This is a genomic window from Micromonospora sp. B006 (assembly GCF_003408515.1).
Classification (GTDB): Bacteria; Actinomycetota; Actinomycetes; order Mycobacteriales; family Micromonosporaceae; genus Micromonospora; species Micromonospora echinospora_A.
On the sequence record NZ_CP030865.1, the window covers coordinates 3773230 to 3789289 of the forward strand.

Genomic DNA, 16060 nt, shown 5'->3' on the forward strand with positions numbered 1-16060 from the left:
CGTCGCGCCGGTCACCGGACCCCTGCGGCGTCCATCCCGCGCAACTCCTTCTTGAGGTCGGCGACCTCGTCCCGGATCCGGGCGGCCAGCTCGAACTGCAGCTCCCGCGCGGCGGCGAGCATCTGGTCGTTGAGCTCCTGGATGAGGTTGGCCAGGTCGGCCCGGGCCATCCCCTCGCGCGACGGGGTCCCCGCGGCGCCGCGGCGGCTGCGCGTCTCCTTCACCGGCGCCTTGCCCCGGGAGAGCTGCCGCACGGCCCCGCCGACGTTGCTGTTCTCGGTGTCCTCCGCCTCGCGGTAGATGTCGTCGAGGATGTCGTGGATCTTCTTGCGCAGCGGCTCCGGCTTGATGCCGTTCGCCTCGTTGTGCGCGATCTGCTTGGCCCGGCGCCGGTTGGTCTCGTCGATCGCGTTCGCCATCGACGGCGTGATCTTGTCGGCGTACATGTGGACCTGGCCGGAGACGTTACGGGCCGCCCGGCCGATGGTCTGGATCAGCGACCGGCCGCTGCGCAGGAACCCCTCCTTGTCGGCGTCGAGGATCGCCACCAGGGAGACCTCGGGCAGGTCGAGACCCTCCCGGAGCAGGTTGATGCCGACGAGCACGTCGTAGTCGCCCTTGCGCAGCTCGCGCAGCAGCTCGACCCGGCGCAGCGTGTCGACCTCGGAGTGCAGGTAGCGCACCCGGATGCCGTTCTCCAGCAGGTAGTCGGAGAGGTCCTCGGCCATCTTCTTGGTGAGCGTGGTGACGAGCACGCGCTCGTCCCGCTCGGTGCGCAGCTTGATCTCGTGCATGAGGTCGTCGATCTGGCCCTTGGTCGGCTTGACCACGACCTCGGGGTCGATCAGGCCGGTGGGGCGGATCACCTGCTCGACGAACTCGCCCTGGGCCTGCTCCAGCTCCCACGGGCCGGGGGTGGCGGAGAGGTAGACCGTCTGGCCCACCCGCTCCAGGAACTCGTCGAAGCGCAGCGGCCGGTTGTCCGCGGCGCTCGGCAGGCGGAAGCCGTGGTCGACGAGCATCCGCTTGCGGGAGGCGTCACCCTCGTACATGCCGCCGATCTGCGGGATCGTCACGTGCGACTCGTCGATCACGGTGAGGAAGTCGTCCGGGAAGTAGTCGAGCAGGCAGTGCGGCGGGCTGCCGGGCAGCCGGCCGTCGATGTGCATGGAGTAGTTCTCGATGCCGGAGCAGAAGCCCACCTGGCGCATCATCTCGATGTCGTAGGTGGTGCGCATGCGCAGCCGCTGGGCCTCCAGCAGCTTGCCCTGCCGCTCCAGCTCAGCCAGCCGCTCGCCCAGCTCGGCCTCGATGTCGCGGATCGCCCGTTCCATCCGCTCCGGACCGGCGGCGTAGTGTGTGGCCGGGAAGATCATCAAGCTGTCGACCTCGCGGACCACGTCGCCGGTCAGCGGGTTCAGGTAGTAGAGCTTCTCGATCTCGTCACCGAACAGCTCGATCCGGACCGCCAGCTCCTCGTACGCCGGGATGATTTCCAGCGTGTCGCCGCGGACCCGGAAGGTGCCGCGCTGGAAGGCCATGTCGTTGCGGGTGTACTGGATGTCGACCAGCCGCCGCAGCAGCTGGTCGCGGTCGAGCTCCTGCCCCACCTTGACCCGGACGGCGCGCTCGAGGTATTCCTCCGGCGTGCCCAGGCCGTAGATCGCCGAGACGGTGGCGACCACGATGACGTCCCGCCGGGTGAGCAGCGACATGGTGGCCGAGTGCCGCAGCCGCTCGACCTCCTCGTTGACCGAGGAGTCCTTCTCGATGTAGGTGTCGGTCTGCGGGATGTACGCCTCGGGCTGGTAGTAGTCGTAGTAGGAGACGAAGTACTCCACCGCGTTGCGCGGCAGCAGCTCGCCGAACTCCTTCGCGAGCTGGGCGGCGAGGGTCTTGTTGGGGGCGAGCACCAGGGTCGGCCGCTGGAGCCGCTCGACCAGCCACGCCGTGGTGGCGCTCTTGCCGGTGCCGGTCGCGCCGAGCAGCACCGTGTTGCGGTCGCCGCGCCGCACGCGCCGCTCAAGCTCGTCGATCGCCGCCGGCTGGTCACCGGCCGGCTGGAACTCACTGACGACCTGGAAACGGCCGTCGAGCCGGGGAATGTCGAGCGCCATGCCACCAACGGTACGCCCGGGGTCCGACACTTCGGCCACGACCACGGACCGTCCCTGATCAGCTTCGATATTCCCATTGTGTGGCTCATCTCACGGGTTTACCCTCGTACCGTAGGCCGCTCGCGGCGGCCGACCGGGCCGGCGACCGCCCCCTTCCGGGGCCCGGTTGCCCCCGGCGCCAGGGCCGCAGCACCCGGGTCGACCGGCGTGCGCGCCGACGGTGGTCGCGCGCAGGCGCTGACCGGCCGCCGCGAGCGCCCCTGCTCGTCACCGAAACCCCGCTCTCGCGTTCTCCACTCGTGGGGACCTCTCCCGACCGCCGGCCGCGACGCGAGCCCGACACCGGCGTGCCCCTGCCCGCTGACGACGCCGGCCGCCCGCGCGGCGCGGGTCGTCCCCACCGGCTCACCGCCCGTGGGAGCGGCGACCAGGCCGTGCCCCGTGAGCCCGGTCGGCGGCACCGCCGCGCCCGCACCAGCACACCGGCCCGGCCCGCCACCGTGGCCGGCCGACGCCGCCGCGCCGAGACCGGCGCCGGCCGCTCCCCCGCTCTCCCGGCCCGGCCGGGAGGCGACCCGGAACTGGACGGCGCCGACGACCCGCCGGACGGGCCGGGCCGCCGCCGGATCATGCTCGCCGCGCTCGCGGGCGCCGCCGTGATCTCCGCGACGGCGCTGGTAGCCGCGCTGCTGGCCTGGGTACCCGGGCGGAGCGAACCGGCCGGGACGGCCCGCCCGCTCACCCCGGCCGAGGCCGACCGGGTGGCCGCGCTGCGGGTCACCAACCTGCGCGACGTACGCGCCGGCGTCCGGGTCACAGTGGGCGCCGGCGGCACCCGTACCGAACTCGTCGGCTGGATCGACTGGGCCCGCCCCCTGGTCTACCTGGACGTCGGCGGTCCCGGCGCGGGCGCCGACCGGGGCCTGGCCCAGGCCACCACGTCCGCGCTGCTCGTGCGCCCCGACCCCGCGGCGCTCCCCACGCCGGCCCGGCCCCCGCTGGTGCCGCCCGCGGACCGGTGGCGGATGCGGGACCCGGCCGGCGGGCACGGCCTGGGCGCGGTACGCGACCTGCTGATCGGGCTCGGCGCCGCGCGGGTCGACCCGCCCGGCACGGACGGCCGGTGGCTGCGTCACGACAGCGTCGACGGTGTGCCGGTGGACGTGCTCCAGGCGCCGCTTCCCGTGCCGGGCGACCCGCGGCCCACGCTCTGGCTGGACGCGGACGCCCGCCTGCACCGGCTCACCGGGCGGCTGGCCGACGGCACCCCGGTCACCGTCGAGCTGAGCCGCGCGGACCGGCCCACGCTGCACCCGGTGGACGCCCTCGGTGGCCGGCCCGGGCAGCCCCGTGACCTCACCGACGACGAGGCCGAGCGGCTGGCCGCGCTGCCCGCCCGGTTACGCGCCGTCGGCGGCGCGGCGGTGACCGCGACCGCCCCGCTCGGCCCGTCCACCACCCTGCGCGGTACGGGCACCCTGAGCTGGACGACCTCGTCGGCGTACCTGGTGGTGATCGAGGGCGGCAGCGGCCGTCGCACCCTGCGCTGGGCCCGGCCGGGCCGGGTGGCCGAGGTGCACCGGTCCCCCGACGGGCCGGCGACGCCCCCGACACCGGTACCGGCCGCGCTGCTCTCGGCGCCTGCGCGCCCGCCCGGCGACGACCTGGACCGGCTGCTCGACGCGGCGCTGCGGGCCGCGGTGCGGGTGCCGGAAGGCGCTGCCGTCCGGGTGCGGGAGGACCGGCTCGCCGACCGGGCCGTCGACGTCGTCGAGGTGCCGGGCGGCAGGCGCTGGTGGCTCGACAGCGGTGGGCTGCCGCGCCGGCTGGAACTGCGTACCGGGTCCGGCGTCTGGGTCCGGCTCGACCTCACGCCGGGCCGCGTGCCCGCCGGTTCCCCGGTTTCGACGTCGCGCTGACCCACCCGGCGCCGCGCCGGATCCGTGCGGGGACGCGGCGGGGCAGGAGCGCGGTCAGGGGCGCCAGCCGGTCTGCGCGGCCCACTCCTCGGCGCGCAGGTGCTCCTCGTCGAACCACGGGTCGTTGACGGTGCCCCACGCGGCGCGTTCCGGCGCGGTGGCCGCCAGATCCCGCTTCACCTGCAGGTAGTCGGCCCGCCGCGCCGGGTCGGCGCGCAGGTGGTCGCGCATCAGCAGCGCGTGCCGCCAGCCGGGTGAGCCGGCCTCGCGCAGGTGCAGCCGCACCGGACGCCCCGGGTCCGCGCCGCCGTGCAGCCGCTTGGCCCAGCGCGCCGGCTCGGGCTGCCGGGGCGCGTCCCACCACTCGCCCGGCAGCCGGGGGAAGCCCGCATCGGCCAGCCGCTGCGCGAGCGGGCCGTCCGCCTCGTCCAGCGAGGAGACGGTCACCTGGATGTCGATCACGTCCGGCGCGGCGATCCCCGGCACCGCTGTGGAGCCGACGTGGTCGACCCGGAGGTCACCGCCTGCGGCGTGGCGGATCCGGGCGGCCAGCCGGGCGTACTGCTCGGGCCAGGTCGGGTCCGGCGCGGCGAGCGCCGCCGGGTCGGGCGGCACGGCGCGGCGCTCGCGGACGTTGCGCTCGTAGGGCGTCAGGCGGTCCCGCCAGAGGGCGTCCACGGCGGCGTGCAGCTCGGTGAGCGTGCCGTCGTTGGTGAGCAGCACGTCGGCGACCGCGCGGCGGGCGGCGTCGTCGGCCTGCGCCGCGATGCGCCGCTGCGCCTCCGCCGCGACCATGCCCCGGTCGCGGGTCAGCCGGGCCATCCGGGTCGGCACGGCCGTCTGCACCACGACCACCAGGTGGTACGTCGGCGCGAGCCCCACCTCCACCAGCAGCGGCACGTCGTTGACGACTATCGCGTCGGCGGGGGCGGCGGCGACCAGTTCGGCGCTGCGCGCGCGTACCCGGGGGTGGGTGATCCCTTCGAGCGTGCGGCGGGCGGCCTCGTCGCCGAAGACCAGCGCGCCGAGGGCGGCCCGGTCCAGCGCCCCGTCGGCGTCGAGGACCTTGTCGGAGAAGGCGGCGACCACCTCGGCCAGCCCGTCGGTGCCGGGCGCCACGATCTCGCGGGCGATGCGGTCCGAGTCGACGATCACCGCGCCCAGCGCGGCGAGCCGGCTCGCCACCGCGCTCTTGCCTGATCCGATTCCGCCGGTCAGCCCCACCTTCAGCACCCGGACAGTCAACCGGATCCGTCGTCCGCATGCCAAACCCGCCCGGCACACGACGCGGGCCCCGCCCCCGGCGCTCCGCTGGTGCGGAACGCGGGGACGGGGCCCGTCGTTCAGAGGCAGTCGCCGGTTCGTCCGGTGGGACGAACAGGCGTCAGCGTCCGGTCACTTGCCGCCGGCGAGCTTCTCCCGCAGCGCGGCGAGCGCCTCGTCGGTCGCGAGCGTGCCGGCCGGCTCCTCGGCCTGACGGCTCGGGGCCGAGGTCGAGGTGGTGGTGCCGCTGGTGGCGGGCGGAGCCGGGTTGGCAGCGGCCTCGGCGTCGGCGGCGCGGGAGGTCTGCACCTGCTTGGTGTGGGCCTCCCAGCGCTGACGCGCCTCGGCGTACTGCTGCTCCCAGGTCTCGCGCTGCTTGTCGTAGCCCTCGAGCCACTCGCCCGTCTCCGGGTCGAAGCCCTCCGGGTAGATGTAGTTGCCCTGCTCGTCGTAGGTCGCGGCCATGCCGTAGAGGGTCGGGTCGAAGTGCTCCTCGCCCTCGACGAAGCCCTCGTTGGCCTGCTTGAGCGACAGCGAGATCCGGCGGCGCTCCAGGTCGATGTCGATGACCTTGACCATGACCTCGGAGCCGACCTGCACGACCTGCTCCGGGATCTCCACGTGGCGCTCGGCCAGCTCGGAGATGTGGACCAGGCCCTCGATGCCGTCGTCCACCCGGACGAACGCGCCGAACGGCACCAGCTTGGTGACCTTACCCGGCACGATCTGCTGGATCGCGTGGGTGCGGGCGAACTGACGCCACGGGTCCTCCTGCGTCGCCTTCAGCGACAGCGAGACCCGCTCGCGGTCCAGGTCGACGTCCAGGACCTCGACCTCGACCTCCTGGCCCACCTCGACGACCTCGGACGGGTGGTCGATGTGCTTCCAGGACAGCTCGGAGACGTGCACGAGGCCGTCCACGCCGCCCAGGTCGACGAACGCGCCGAAGTTGACGATCGAAGAGACGACGCCCTTGCGGACCTGCCCCTTCTGCAGCTTGTTGAGGAACTCGGTGCGCACCTCGGACTGCGTCTGCTCCAGCCAGGCCCGGCGGGACAGGACCACGTTGTTGCGGTTCTTGTCCAGCTCGATGATCTTGGCTTCGAGCTCGCGGCCGACGTACGGCTGCAGGTCACGCACACGCCGCATCTCGACGAGCGACGCGGGCAGGAAGCCGCGCAGGCCGATGTCGAGGATGAGACCACCCTTGACGACCTCGATGACCGAGCCGCGGACGACGCCGTCCTCGTCCTTGATCTTCTCGATCGTGCCCCAGGCCCGCTCGTACTGCGCCCGCTTCTTGGAGAGGATCAGCCGACCCTCCTTGTCCTCCTTCTGGAGGACGAGGGCCTCGATGTGGTCACCCACCGAGACGACCTCGGCCGGGTCCACGTCGTGCTTGATCGACAACTCCCGAGAGGGGATGACACCCTCGGTCTTGTAGCCGATGTCGAGCAGGACCTCGTCCCGATCGACCTTGACGACGGTGCCTTCGACAATGTCGCCGTCGTTGAAGTACTTGATGGTCTCGTCGATCGCGGCGAGGAAAGCTTCCTCAGAGCCGAGGTCGTCGTGGGTGACCTTGTTGGCGCTCGAGGTGGCCTCGATGCTGCTCGTCATGTGGGCGGTTGCTCCGGTCGGATGGGTTGTCACAGCGGGCATGGGTGTCGCAGTGACTCTTCCGCGCCAACGGATCCGTCGCCGGGCACACCGAACGATCGACGCGAGAAGATCATTAGTGGCTCCGGTGACCGCGCACCTGCTCCCTGCCGAGGCACACGATCCGCGAGCGCATCGTCTAGCCTACCCGCTGCATTACCACAGCGTGCAAGCCCTCCCGGGTCCGCGCGAACTCATCGTCTGCGAAAGCGGAGATTTTACTCGGTAAGGTGCCACAGCTGTCTCGTCCGTCACATCCGCCCCAACCGCCACCCCACCCGACCGGCCCGGCGCCGCCGGACCTAGCGTGGACGGGTGGACGACGACAGGGTGACCCGCCGACGGGTCGAGGCCGGTGAGATCCGCCGCGCCAACCGCGGCTGGTGGGACACCGACGCCGACGCGTACCAGGCCGAGCACGGCGCGTTCCTCGGCGACGTCGACTTCGTCTGGTGCCCGGAAGGGCTGCGCGAGGCCGACGCCCGGCTGCTCGGCGACGTGACCGGCCGGCGGATCCTCGAACTCGGCGCCGGCGCGGCCGCCGCCGCCCGCTGGCTCGCCGCCCAGGGTGCCCGGCCGGTCGCGCTGGACCTCTCCGCCGGCATGCTGCGGCACGCCGCCGAAGCCGCCGACCGCACCGGGGTACGCGTGCCGCTGGTGCAGGCCGACGCGCTCGCCCTGCCGTTCGCCGACGCCGCGTTCGACGCCGTCTGCACCGCCTTCGGCGCGATCCCGTTCGTGGACGACTCGGCGGCGGCGATGCGCGAGGTGGCAAGGGTGCTGCGCCCCGGCGGCCGGTGGGTCTTCTCGGTCACCCACCCGATGCGCTGGATCTTCCTGGACGACCCGGGCGAGGGCGGGTTGACCGCCGTGCACTCGTACTTCGACCGCTCCCCCTACGTCGAGCAGGACGAGCACGGCGTGGCCACGTACGTCGAGCAGCACCGCACGCTCGGCGACCGGATCCGGGAGCTGGTCGGCGCCGGTTTCCGCCTGCTGGACCTGGTGGAGCCGGAGTGGCCGGCCGGGCACGAGGGGATCTGGGGCCAGTGGAGCCCGCTGCGCGGACGGCTCTTCCCCGGCACCGCGATCTTCGTCGCCGAGAAGCCGGCGGACTGAGCGCGTCGCACGTCCGGTGCGACACGGGCTCCGGCACCCGGCGGTACGCTCGCCGCATGAGCGCCGAGCCCATCCCGACATCACCTGGCCCCTGGTGTCCGGACCCGATGCGGCAGCAGCGCGCGGACTACACGCTGGAGGATCTGCTCACCCTGCCGGACGACGCCCCCCGCGTCGAACTCGTCGACGGAGTCTTCCAGGTGACCCCCTCCCCCACTCTGGGCCACCAGGACATATCCCTGCTGCTCAGCCTCTGGCTGCGGTCGCACGCCCCGGCCGGTCTGCGGGTCGCCCAGGCCATCGGGGTCGGGCTCAGCCCGAACACCAGCCGCCAACCGGATGTGCTGCTCCACCACGCCGGGCTGCCGAGCGACCGGTCCCTCCTGCGACCGGCGGACGTCGTCCTGGCCGTCGAGATCGTCTCCCCGGGCACCCGGCGGGTCGACCGGTTCGCCAAGCCGGGCGAGTACGCCGCCGCGGGGATCCCGTTCTACTGGCGGATCGAGCAGGACCCGGTGCACCTCTACGCGTACCGCCTCGGTGACCGGATCGGCCCGGGCGGCGAGCGGCAGTACGAACTGGTGGACGACAGCGGCGAGGTGATCGAGCTGTCCGAGCCGTTCGCGATCAAGCTGCCGATCGCGGAGATCCGGCCCTGACGACGCCGTTACTCGGTGTCGGCCGCGGGTAACCCGGCGGCATGGCCGAGAAGGAGTTCCGCGCCGGCGACCACGTCTCCTGGGCCAGCCACAGCGGCCGGGCGTACGGGGTCGTCAAGGAGAAGCTGACCGAGCGCACCCACGTCCGCGGGCACACCGTGAACGCCTCCCCGGAGCAGCCGCAGTACCGGATCACCAACGACGACTCGGGCCGCGACGTCGCCCACCGACCGGAGGTGCTGCGCCATGAGTCGCGCTGAGGACCCGCAGCAGACGTACCGGGAGTTCACCGACGCGGTGAACATGAAGCCCGGTGAGCTGACCCGCTGGCTGGAGACCGAGGAGTCCAAGCACGTCGGCTGGCACAAGAAGGGCACCGAGGGCGGCGAGTCGGTCGGGCACGACTCCGGCCGCCGGATCGTCGACCTGCTGCGGCGTAAGCGCGCCGACCTCACCGCCGCCGACTACAAGCACATGCGCAAGGTGATCGGGTACGTCCACCGCCACCTGGCCCAACGCCCCTCCGGGGACGTCCGCGACACGAGGTGGCGCTGGTCGCTGATGAACTGGGGTCACGACCCGCTCAAGAGCTAGCCGGCCGGTCGTTCGCCCCACGTTGGTACCGTCCGGGCGATGACGACAGACGTCTCGACCGCCGGCCGTCATCCCCGCGCCGGGCGGGTGGTCCTCCTGGCGGGCCTCGGGCTCGTCGCCGTCGCGGCGATCGTCCTGGTGGCCACCGGGAACACCGGTGTCCGGTACAGCGCCGACCACGACGGCACCGTACCGATGTGGAACCGCTGGATCCCGGCGCTGGCCGGGATCGTGCTGATCCGCCTGATCCCACCCGCGCCCGACCCCAGGTGGCCGGACCCGGTCGCGCCGTACCGCGAGGCGGTGCCGCTGCTGCTGGCCGGGATCGCGTTCGCCGCCGTCATGCCGCTGCTGGGCGGCGAACCCGCGTACACGCTGCTGAAGCTCGCGCTGCTGCTCGGCGTACCCCTTGTGGTGTTCCTGGTCGCGCGCCGCCGGCCGCCGCGATGGCGACCGGCGCCGGCCCCGGCGGACGCCGCCCACCGGTGGGGTCCGGCGCTGCCGGTGGCGGTGTGGCTGGCGCTCAGCTACGCGACGCCGCTGGCCGTGCCCGCGAGCGACTGGGGGCGGACCGTCACGCCGGTCGAACTGGTCGTCACGCTGCTGGTGGCCTTCGCGGTGAACGCGCTGCTGGAGGAGGTCTTCTACCGGCGGTGGCTGCAGACGCGGTGGGAGTCGCTGCTGGGCCGCTGGCCGGCGATCGTGCTCGCGTCGCTGGTGTGGGCGGTCTGGCACGTGGCCATCCAGGGCAGCGGACGGCCCGGCGTCGACCTGGCCACGGTGCTGGTCAACCACGGGGTGCTCGGGCTCTTCCTCGGCTACCTGTGGTCCCGGTACCGCCGGATGTGGCCGCTGCTGGTGGTGCACGGCGCGGTCAACGCGATGCCCACGCTGCTCGGTCTCTGACTTGACCCTGCCGCAGGCGGCAGGGTCGGACGATGCCGGCATGGAACGCCGTACGCCACGCGTCGCCGTGGTCACCGGTGCGGGCACCGGCATCGGCCGGGCCACCGCACATGCCTTCGCCACCTCCGGGTACGCCGTGGTCGCCGTCGGCCGGCGCGCAGCGCCGCTGTCGGAGACCGCCGCCGGCCGCCCGGACATTACGCCGCTGACCGCCGACGTCACCGCGCCCGACGGGCCCGGCCGGATCGTCAGCGCCGCGCTCGACCGGTACGGCCGCCTCGACGTCCTGGTCAACAACGCCGGGGTGGCCGGCGGCGGGCCGCTGGCGGAGCTGGACGAGAACGCCGCCCGGCGGCAACTGGAGACGAACCTGCTGGCCCCGATCCGGCTGGCGCACGCCGCCGTCGAGGCGCTCACCGAAACGCGCGGCGTGCTGGTCAACGTCACCACGTCGGTCGGCCTGCGCGCCTGGCCGGGCAGTTCGGTGTACGCGGCCGGCAAGTCCGCGCTGGACTCGCTGACCCGGAGCTGGGCGGTGGAACTCGCGCCGCGCGGCGTCCGGGTGGTGGCGGTGGCGCCCGGCGCGATCGACACCCCGATCGGGGTGCACAGTGGCCTGTCCGCCAAGCGGCGCGCGGCGGTGCGGGACTGGCAGCTCGCGCACACGCCGGCGGGCCGGATCGGCCGCCCGGAGGACGTAGCCTGGGCGATCCGGCGGCTGTGCGAGCCGGAGGCGGACTTCGTCACCGGTGTGGTGCTGCCGGTGGACGGGGGCGCGGTGGTCGCGTGAGAGGACGGTGGCGGCGGTGCGGATCGGCGCGGTGGCGAAGGCGACGGGCTGCACGCCGCGTGCCCTGCGGCACTACGAGGAACACGGACTCATCGCCTCGGCCCGGGCGGCGAACGGCTACCGCGAGTACGACGACGCGGTGGTCATCCGGGTCCGCAACATCCGTCACCTGCTCGACGCCGGGCTGACCCTGGACGACGTGCGGGTCTTCATGCCCTGCCTGGACGGGGACGTGGCGTCGGCGCCGCCGTCAGCGGCCGGGCTGCGGATCGGCCGGGAGCGGCTGGCCGTGCTGGACGCCCGGATCGCCGCCCAGGTGGCCGTCCGCGACCGCCTGCCCGCAGCCCTCCAGGCCGCCTCCCTCGACCCCGCCCTCTCGCCGTCCCCGCCGCCTCTTGCGCGGTGATCAAGGAGTTTGTGTCATGCCAGAGCCCGTTCGGGACACAAACTCCTTGATCACCGCCGGGGGGCGGGTGGTGGCCGGCGCGGGTGGGGTCAGTGGTCGGCGCTGTTCCAGTCGCGGCCCTCGCCCACCGACACCTCCAGCGGCACCGACAGCGGGTACGCCTCACCCATCTGCTTGCGCACCAGCGCCTCCAGCGTCTCCCGCTCGCCCGGCGCGACCTCGAAGACCAGCTCGTCGTGCACCTGCAACAGCATCCGCGACCGCAGCCCGGCGTCGCGCAGCGCGCTGTCGACGTGCAGCATCGCGACCTTGATGATGTCGGCCGCCGAGCCCTGGATCGGGGCGTTGAGCGCCATCCGCTCGGCCATCTCGCGGCGCTGCCGGTTGTCGCTGACCAGGTCGGGCAGGTAGCGGCGGCGGCCCAGGATGGTGGAGGTGTAGCCGTCCTGGCGGGCGCGGGCCACCACCTCCTGGAGGTAGTCGCGGACCCCGCCGAACCCGGCGAAGTAGTTCTCCATCAGCCCGCGCGCCTCCTCGGCGGAGATGCCGAGCTGCTGGGACAGGCCGAACGCGCTGAGCCCGTAGGCCAGGCCGTAGTTCATCGCCTTGATCTTGCGGCGCTGGTCGGCGGTGACGTCGCCGACCTCGACGGTGAAGACGGAGGACGCGGTGGCGGCGTGGAAGTCGTGCCCCGAGTTGAACGCCTCGATCAGCGCGTCGTCCGAGGACAGGTGCGCCATGATCCGCATCTCGATCTGGCTGTAGTCGGCGGTGAGCAGGCACTCGTAGCCCTCGCCGACGACGAACGCGCGCCGGATCCGCCGCCCCTCCTCGGTGCGGATCGGGATGTTCTGCAGGTTCGGCTCGGTGGAGGACAGCCGACCGGTCGCCGCCACCGTCTGGTTGAACGTGGTGTGGATCCGGCCGTCGTCGGAGACCGACTTGAGCAGACCGTCGACTGTCGACTTGAGCTTCGCGACGTCGCGGTGGCGCAGCAGGTGGTGCAGCAGCGGGTGCTCGGTCTGCGCGTAGAGCCACTGGAGCGCGTCGGCGTCGGTGGTGTAGCCGGTCTTGATCCGCTTGGTCTTGGGCAGGCCCAGCTCGGTGAAGAGGATCTCCTGCAACTGCTTCGGCGAGCCCAGGTTGAACTCGCGACCGACCACCTCGTACGCGCTCTGGGCGGCGGCCTTCACCTCGGCGGCGAAGTGTGCCTCCAGCTCGGAGAGGTAGTCGGTGTCGGCGGCGATGCCGGTGCGCTCCATGGTGGCGAGCACCCGCATCAGCGGCAGTTCCACGCCGGCCATCAGCCGGGCCGACTGTTCGCCGTCGCGGGACAGCTCGGCGTCGATCGCGTCGGCCAGGTCGAGCGTGGCGCGGGCCTGGAGCATGAGGTTCTGCTCGGCCACGCCCTCGTCGCCGAGCCCGTCGAGGGTGAGCTGACCGGTCTCCGGCGCGTCGACGCGCAGCTCCCGGTGCAGGTAGCGCAGAGCCAGGTCGGTCAGGTCGTAGGAGCGCTGGTCGGGGCGGGCCAGGTAGGCGGCGATCTGGGTGTCGCGGGCGATGCCCTGCAGCTCCCAGCCGTGCGCGGCGAACGCCAGCACCGCCGGCTTGCTGTCGTGCAGCACCTTCGGGCGCTCGGCGTCGGCCAGCCACCCGGCCAGCGCGGCCTCGTCGTCCGCGCCCAGCCGGCTCGGGTCGAACCAGGCGCCCGCGCCGCCGGCGGTGGCCAGCGCCATCGCGGTCACGGTGGCGGTGTGCCGGCGGTTCGGGCCGGTGTCGAGCGTGACCGCCAGGCCCACCGGCGTGCCCGCCGGGGCGTGCGTGTCGAGCCAGCCCGCGAGCGCGCCCGGCTCGGTGAGCACCTCGCCGTCGAGGTCGAAGCCCGCCTCGGCCTCCGGCTCGACCGCCTCCAGGTATTGGTAGAGCCGGTCGCGCAGGATGCGGAACTGGAGCGTGTCGAAGACCTGGTGCACCGCTTCGCGGTCCCAGCCCTGCCAGCGGGCGTCCTCGGGGCGGACCGGCAGCTCCAGGTCGGAGACCAGACGGTTGATCTCGTAGTTGCGGATCACGTCGGCCAGCCGCTCGCGCAGACTGTCGCCGGCCTTGCCCTTGATCTCGTCGGCGCGGGCCACCACGCCCTCGACGCCGTCGTACAGGTTGATCCACTTGGCCGCGGTCTTCGGGCCGACGCCGGGCACGCCGGGCAGGTTGTCGCTGGTCTCGCCGACCAGCGCGGCCAGGTCGCGGTAGCGGTCCGGGGTGACGCCGTACTTCGCCTCCACCGCGGCCGGGTCCATCCGGGCCAGGTCGGAGACGCCCTTGCGCGGGTAGAGCACAGTGACCCGCTCGCCGACGAGCTGGAACGCGTCCCGGTCGCCGGTGGTGATCAGCACGTCCATGCCCTGGTCGCGGGCCTGGCAGGCGAGCGTCGCGATCACGTCGTCGGCCTCGTAGCCCTCCCGCTCGACCACCGGCACGCGCAGCGCGGCGAGGACCTCCTTGACCAGGCTGACCTGGCCCTTGAAGTCGGTCGGGGTCTCGCTGCGGCCGGCCTTGTACTCGGCGTACTTGTCGGTGCGGAAGGAGCGGCGGGAGACGTCGAACGCCACGACGATGTGCGTCGGCTGCTCGTCGCGCAGCACGTTGATCAGCATCGAGGTGAAGCCGTAGACGGCGTTGGTCGGCTGCCCCGTGGTGGTGGAGAAGTTTTCCACAGGCAGGGCGAAGAACGCCCGGTATGCCAGGGAATGTCCGTCGACGAGGAGCAGGCGCGGCGTCGTAGCTGTCACGGCAGCGACTCTAGTCCGTACGCCCGACAACTCCGGCCTCCGGTGCGGCGCGCGCCGCACCGGAGGCCGAGGTCAGAGAACCTTGGCCAGGAACGCCTTGGTCCGCTCGTGCTTCGGCGCCGAGATCACCTCGCGCGGGTCACCCTGCTCGACCACCACGCCGCCGTCCATGAACACGAGGTGGTCGCCCACCTCACGGGCGAAGCCGATCTCGTGGGTCACCACGATCATCGTCATGCCGTCGCGGGCCAGGTCCTTCATCGTGTCCAGCACCTCGCCCACCAGCTCCGGGTCGAGCGCGCTGGTCGGCTCGTCGAACAGCATCAGCTTCGGCCGCATGGCCAGCGCCCGGGCGATCGCCACCCGCTGCTGCTGGCCACCGGAGAGCTGACCGGGGTACGCGCCGAGCTTGTCGCCCAGCCCCACCCGGTCCAGCAGCTGCGCGGCGTGCTCCCGGGCCTGCGCCTTCTTGGCCTGGCGCAGCAGCACCGGGGCCTCCATGACGTTCTGCAGCACCGTCATGTGCGGGAACAGGTTGAAGCGCTGGAACACCATGCCGATGGCGCGGCGCTGCGCGGCCACGTCCTTGTCCCGCATCTCGTACAGCTTGCCGCCACGCTCCCGGTAGCCGATCAGGTCGCCGTCCACCCGGATCCGGCCGGCGTCGATCTTCTCCAGGTGGTTGATGCAGCGCAGGAACGTCGACTTGCCGGAGCCGGAGGGCCCGAGCAGGCAGCACACCTCGCCGGAGCGGACCTCCAGGTCGATGCCCTTGAGCACCTCCAGCGGCCCGAACGACTTGTGCACCTGCTCGGCCCGGACCATCAACTCGGCGGCCGGCGTCTGCGGGGAAGCGGTCATGTCCGTCATTGCGCCGTCCCACTCGTGGTACTGCCGCTCTCGGCGGTCAGATTCCGCAGCCGCTGCCGGGCCCGCCCGCTGCGTCCGAACCCCTTGGAGTAGTGCCGCTCCAGGTAGTACTGCCCCACCAGCAGGACGCTGGTCAGCAGCAGGTACCACAACGTCGCCGCGACGTACATCGGGAAGGGCTGGAAGGTCCGGGAACCGACGGCCTTGAGCTGGAAGAACAGCTCCATCGACACCGGCACGAAGGCCACCAGCGAGGTGTCCTTGAGCATCGCGATGGTCTCGTTCCCGGTCGGCGGGATGATCACCCGCATCGCCTGTGGCAACACGATCCGCCGCAGGATCTGCGCCCGGCTCATGCCCAGCGCCTGAGCCGCCTCGGTCTGCCCCTCGTCCACCGACTGGATGCCGGCCCGGACGATCTCGGCCATGTACGCGGCCTCGGACAGACCCAGCGCCAGCATGCCGGCGACGAAGCCGGTCAGGATGTCCACCGCGCTGAACCCGAACAGCCGGGCCTCGAAGTCGTGCAACCCGAAAAGGGCGCCGATCTGCCTGTCGAACGGCAGGCCGAACTCCAGCCGCGACCAGAGGATGCCGAGGTTGCCGAAGAGGATCGCCAGCACCAGCCGCGGCACCGCCCGGAAGAACCAGGTGTAGACCCAGGCCACGCCGCGCAGCACCGGGTTGGGCGACAGCCGCATGATCGCGATGACGATACCCAGGCCGATGCCGATCACCATCGACGTGATCAGCAGCAGGATGGTGCCGCGCAGCCCTTCGATGATCGGCGGGCGGAACATCTCGTCCACCATGAACGACCACTGGAACGCGGAGTTCGTGACCAGCATGTGCACGAACATCGCCACCAGCACGGCGATGACCGCCACACCGGCCCAGCGCCCGGGGTGCCGCACGGGCACGGCCTTGATCGGTTCAGGCCGTGCCCGTCCGGATGTGTCGGCCGACATG

At 72.6% G+C, this 16060-nt stretch carries 14 protein-coding genes; 8 read left to right on the top strand and 6 right to left on the bottom strand.

The annotated features are described in order from the left end of the window. Window positions 1-11 precede the first annotated feature (11 nt). Window positions 12-2117 carry an excinuclease ABC subunit UvrB gene (gene uvrB / locus MicB006_RS16715; protein ID WP_116507318.1) on the bottom strand — a complete coding sequence of 702 codons (2106 nt, stop codon included), beginning with the start codon at window positions 2115-2117 and terminating at the stop codon, window positions 12-14. Window positions 2118-2464: 347 nt separating this feature from the next. Here uvrB and MicB006_RS16720 point away from each other — a divergent pair, with 347 nt between their 5' ends. Further along, entirely contained in the window at window positions 2465-4036 is a 1572-nt protein-coding gene (locus MicB006_RS16720) for a hypothetical protein (RefSeq protein WP_225980393.1), read from the top strand. Between the two features lie 54 nt (window positions 4037-4090). Here MicB006_RS16720 and coaE read toward each other — a convergent pair whose 3' ends face one another. Together coaE and rpsA are read right to left on the bottom strand one after the other, a co-directional pair. After that, on the bottom strand, window positions 4091-5269 hold the full coding sequence (gene coaE, locus MicB006_RS16725; protein ID WP_116507320.1) for a dephospho-CoA kinase: 1179 nt from the start codon (window positions 5267-5269) through the stop codon (window positions 4091-4093). A 162-nt stretch (window positions 5270-5431) separates the two neighbouring features. Then, window positions 5432-6961 (bottom strand): 30S ribosomal protein S1, encoded by a 1530-nt coding sequence (gene rpsA, locus MicB006_RS16730; protein ID WP_051611429.1) that lies wholly within the window; start codon window positions 6959-6961, stop codon window positions 5432-5434. A 312-nt stretch (window positions 6962-7273) separates the two neighbouring features. Between rpsA and MicB006_RS16735 the strand changes: the two genes are divergently transcribed. Genes MicB006_RS16735 through MicB006_RS16765 form a run of 7 tightly spaced genes read left to right on the top strand, consistent with a single transcriptional unit; the run spans window position 7274 to window position 11432 of the window. Next, window positions 7274-8077 carry a class I SAM-dependent methyltransferase gene (locus MicB006_RS16735; protein WP_116507322.1) on the top strand — a complete coding sequence of 268 codons (804 nt, stop codon included), beginning with the start codon at window positions 7274-7276 and terminating at the stop codon, window positions 8075-8077. 56 nt (window positions 8078-8133) lie between these two features. After that, complete coding sequence (locus tag MicB006_RS16740; protein WP_225980394.1) at window positions 8134-8736, top strand: Uma2 family endonuclease; 603 nt, start codon at window positions 8134-8136, stop codon at window positions 8734-8736. A 41-nt stretch (window positions 8737-8777) separates the two neighbouring features. After that, window positions 8778-8996: a DUF2945 domain-containing protein gene (locus MicB006_RS16745; RefSeq protein WP_030503817.1), complete on the top strand. Its 219-nt coding sequence runs from the start codon at window positions 8778-8780 to the stop codon at window positions 8994-8996. Beyond that, the gene (locus tag MicB006_RS16750) at window positions 8983-9330 is read left to right on the top strand and encodes a DUF3140 domain-containing protein (protein WP_116507326.1); all 348 of its coding nucleotides are present in this window, start codon (window positions 8983-8985) and stop codon (window positions 9328-9330) included. Before MicB006_RS16745 ends, MicB006_RS16750 begins: the two co-directional genes overlap by 14 nt. A gap of 39 nt (window positions 9331-9369) precedes the next feature. Continuing rightward, window positions 9370-10236, top strand: a complete 867-nt coding sequence (locus MicB006_RS16755) for a CPBP family intramembrane glutamic endopeptidase (protein ID WP_116507327.1) — start codon at window positions 9370-9372, stop codon at window positions 10234-10236. 40 nt (window positions 10237-10276) lie between these two features. Next, complete coding sequence (locus MicB006_RS16760) at window positions 10277-11026, top strand: SDR family NAD(P)-dependent oxidoreductase (RefSeq protein ID WP_116507329.1); 750 nt, start codon at window positions 10277-10279, stop codon at window positions 11024-11026. A gap of 16 nt (window positions 11027-11042) precedes the next feature. Continuing rightward, on the top strand, window positions 11043-11432 hold the full coding sequence (locus MicB006_RS16765; protein ID WP_192900085.1) for a MerR family transcriptional regulator: 390 nt from the start codon (window positions 11043-11045) through the stop codon (window positions 11430-11432). Window positions 11433-11521: 89 nt separating this feature from the next. On the opposite strand, the gene polA is transcribed toward MicB006_RS16765, so the two are convergent. The 3 genes from polA to MicB006_RS16780 form a co-directional block, all read right to left on the bottom strand. Continuing rightward, the gene (polA, locus tag MicB006_RS16770; protein ID WP_073830923.1) at window positions 11522-14221 is read right to left on the bottom strand and encodes a DNA polymerase I; all 2700 of its coding nucleotides are present in this window, start codon (window positions 14219-14221) and stop codon (window positions 11522-11524) included. A 72-nt stretch (window positions 14222-14293) separates the two neighbouring features. Next, entirely contained in the window at window positions 14294-15082 is a 789-nt protein-coding gene (locus MicB006_RS16775; RefSeq protein WP_370013340.1) for an amino acid ABC transporter ATP-binding protein, read from the bottom strand. 5 nt (window positions 15083-15087) lie between these two features. Then, window positions 15088-16059 (bottom strand): amino acid ABC transporter permease, encoded by a 972-nt coding sequence (locus MicB006_RS16780; RefSeq protein WP_116507336.1) that lies wholly within the window; start codon window positions 16057-16059, stop codon window positions 15088-15090. Window position 16060: the final 1 nt, after the last annotated feature.